The organism is Stenotrophomonas sp. 05L44_2 (assembly GCF_056665995.1).
On record NZ_JBFTNR010000464.1, the window covers coordinates 1 to 3,436 of the forward strand.

Sequence of the window (3,436 nt, forward strand, 5' to 3'; positions counted from 1 at the left end):
CAAAAATTTAAAGCTGCAGATGAATGATTCTGGCAACGTATCGCTTGCTTTAAAACAATTAATAGTTGCTTGATCAAACGTCTGCAAGATGGACAATCATCCTTCCTGCAGGCGCCTTCACAAGATACCTGCGCATACTTTCAAAGATCCGGGGAAGTGGCCTCAGCGCCGTTCCCGTGTGCTGCGAAGTTTCCTTCGTAGCGAGCCGCCTATTATGCCGGACTTTTCGAGTCCGTCAACACCTTTCGTTCGATCATCTCGTTCGTCGGTGGTGGCGTGCCTTGTGTCGCTGAAGCCCCTTGTTGGCGACCCCTGCGACGGGGGAGGGAAAGTATGTCCCTATTCGCGGCCTTTGTGAAGGGGGTGTGGCAACTTTTTTCATCGGATGTTGCATCCGTTCATGCAAAGGCGCCGCCACAGGCCCCGCAAACAGCGGCAGAGCGTCAGCGCCGCTCTGCAGGAGCAGAAGCAGGGGCCGGCTGCGCCGGCCCCTGCCTCCGGTCAGGCAGCGACCAGGCGCACGCGGGCGAAGGTGCGCTTGCCGACCTGCAGCAGCCCCTCGAAGCCGGGCTGCAGTACCTGTTGGCCGTCTTCCACCACTTCACCGTCCACCTTCACCGCACGCTCCTTGAGCTTGCGGTTGGCCTCGGAGTTGCTCGGGGTCAGGCCGGCGGCGGTCAGCAGGGCCGCGATGCGCAGGCCCTCGGCCGGGATGGCCACATCCTGCAGCGGCAGCTGGGTGATGTCGCCCTGCCCGGTAACGGCAGCTTCCCAGCCGGCAATCGCCTGCTCTGCCGCTGCGGCATCGTGGAATCGGGTAGCCAGTTCACGGGCCAGGCGCAGCTTGACCACGCGCGGATTCAGGCCGGCGGCGATCTGCTCGCGCAGGGAGGCCGCTTCGGCCTGGCTGATATCGAAGGACAGCAGCTCGATCCAACGCCACATCAGGGCATCATCGACCTTCATGGTCTTGGTGACGATGTCGATGGCCGGCTCGCTGATGCCGATATAGTTGCCCAGCGACTTGGACATCTTGTTGACGCCGTCCAGGCCTTCCAGCAGCGGCATGGTCAGCACCACCTGCGGCTTCTGGCCGTGGTGTTCCTGCAGGCCACGGCCCATCAGCAGGTTGAACTTCTGGTCGGTACCGCCCAGCTCGACGTCCGCTTCCAGGGCCACCGAGTCGTAGCCCTGCACCAGCGGGTACAGGAATTCGTGGATGGCGATGGACTGCTGGGCGGCATAGCGCTTGGCGAAGTCGTCGCGCTCGAGCATGCGTGCCACGGTGTGCTGGCCGGCCAGGCGGATCATGTCGGCCGCGCTCATCTTGCCGAACCACTCCGAATTGAAGCGGACCTCGGTGCGGCTGCGGTCCAGCACCTTGAACACCTGTTCCTCGTAGGTACGGGCGTTGGCCAGCACGTCGTCACGGCTGAGCGGCTTGCGCGTCAGGCTCTTGCCGGATGGGTCGCCGATCATGCCGGTGAAGTCGCCGATCAGGAAAATSACCTGGTGGCCSAGGTCCTGGAACTGACGCATCTTGTTCAGCAGCACCGTGTGGCCCAGGTGCAGGTCAGGCGCGGTGGGGTCGAAGCCGGCCTTGATGCGCAGCGGGCGGCCTTCCTGCAGGCGCGCGCGCAGATCCTCGAGCTTGAGGATCTCGTCGGCACCGCGGCCGATCAGGGCAAGGGCTTCTTCAATCGAGGACACGTGACTACTCCCGGMAACGCCGTTTCTTATGTGGGGTGTTAAAGCGAAGTTAACCCGATCGGCTTCACAAAAGCCAATAGGCACAAGGGTTTGACGCGAATTTGTTAGGTGTCTATGTTACCGGCGTTTGGGCCCGCGTTCCCGGGTCAGCCAGAGACCGACATCTGATGCTCAATTCCGATCAAGGCCGCGCTCGCAAGCAGCGCTTCCAGGAACGACTCCACGTCCTGCACGACAACGCCCTGCACCGGAAGCTGAGGCAACACCTTCCCGCTGCGTTCAATGAGCGCTGGACGCGGCGTCATTGGATGCACGCCAGCCTGTTTGTGACCATTGGCGCGCTGGTGGCCACGATCGTGCCGGGCTTCTCGCACACCATCGATGCGCCCTACGCCGACAGCMACACCAGCCTGGCACTGCCGTTGCCGCCGTTGGCAATGGCCCGCCAGCAGCAGATCCCCGGCGACAGCTGGCAGGTGCTGCGGGTGCAGCGCGGGCAGACCCTGAGCGACCTGTTCGACAAGGCCGGCATCTCCGCCACGACCCTGCACCGGGTGCTGGACCATCCGGGTGCGCGCGAATCGCTGACCAAGCTGCGCCCGGGTGCCGAGATCGCCTTCGACATGCCGCTGTCCGGTGACCTGCGCAGCATCCGCTTCGACCGCGATGCCGACAACCGGGTCGAACTGAGCCTGAGCGGCGATGACATCAAGGAAACGGTGACCAAGCGCGAGACATCCACGCGCACGGTGGTCACCAGCGGCGAGATCACCAGTTCGCTGTATGCGGCCGCGCGCCGCGCCGGACTGTCACCGTCGGCGATCGCGACGATGACCGACGACATCTTCAAGTACGACATCGACTTCTCCAAGGACCTGCAGCCGGGCGACCGCTTCAGCGTGGTGATGGATGAGACCTGGCGCGAGGGCGAGAAGGTCGATACCAGCAAGATCCTGGCGGCGACCTTCACCACCGGCGGCAAGACCTATTCCGGCTTCCGCTTCGACCGCAACGGCAAGTCCGAGTACTACGACATCAGCGGCCGTTCGCTGAAGAAGAGCTTCATCCGCATGCCGATCCCGTTCGCACGGCTGAGTTCGACCTTCGGCGCGCGCAAACACCCGGTGCTGGGCAAGATGCGCATGCACAAGGGCGTGGACTACGCCGCGCGCACCGGTACCCCGATCATGGCCGCCGGCGATGCGCGGGTGCAGTTCGTCGGCGTGCAGCGCGGTTATGGCAACGTGGTGATCCTCGACCACGGCCGTGGCCACACCACCCTGTACGGCCATATGTCGCGCTTTGCCGGGATCAAGAATGGCCAGCGCGTGGCCCAGGGCACGGTGATCGGCTACGTCGGCTCGACCGGCCTGGCGACCGGCCCGCACCTGCACTACGAATTCCGCGTCAATGGCGAGCACCGCAACCCGCTGACGGTGACCATGCCGCCGCCGGAGCCGCTGAAGGGCGCCGAGCTGGTGGCCTTCCGGGCGCAGACCGCGCCGGCGATGGCCCGCATCCAGGGCATGGAGAAGCTGATCTACGCCGACGCCAGCCCCGCGCCGGCCGCCGAAAGCGCGAGCACCGAGGTGGCCAGCGCCAAGGACAAGGCGCCGGCAGGCCGCAAGCGCGGCTGAGCCCTGCGTTGACGAAGGAGGACACGGCAGCACAAGCTTGCCGTGTCCTTTTTTTATGCCCGCCATGAACACCACTGCCGATCCGTCCC

The 3,436-nt window shown here is 64.4% G+C and carries 2 protein-coding genes; one reads left to right on the forward strand and one right to left on the reverse strand.

The genetic code is table 11. The annotated features are described in order from the left end of the window. Nucleotides 1–501: 501 nt before the first annotated feature. Nucleotides 502–1,710: a tyrosine--tRNA ligase gene (gene tyrS, locus AC1VAN_RS15655; protein WP_032977018.1), complete on the reverse strand. Its 1,209-nt coding sequence runs from the start codon at nucleotides 1,708–1,710 to the stop codon at nucleotides 502–504. 167 nt (nucleotides 1,711–1,877) lie between these two features. Here tyrS and AC1VAN_RS15660 point away from each other — a divergent pair, with 167 nt between their 5' ends. Then, on the forward strand, nucleotides 1,878–3,347 hold the full coding sequence (locus AC1VAN_RS15660; RefSeq protein ID WP_480986148.1) for a peptidoglycan DD-metalloendopeptidase family protein: 1,470 nt from the start codon (nucleotides 1,878–1,880) through the stop codon (nucleotides 3,345–3,347). The last annotated feature ends 89 nt before the right edge of the window (nucleotides 3,348–3,436 follow it).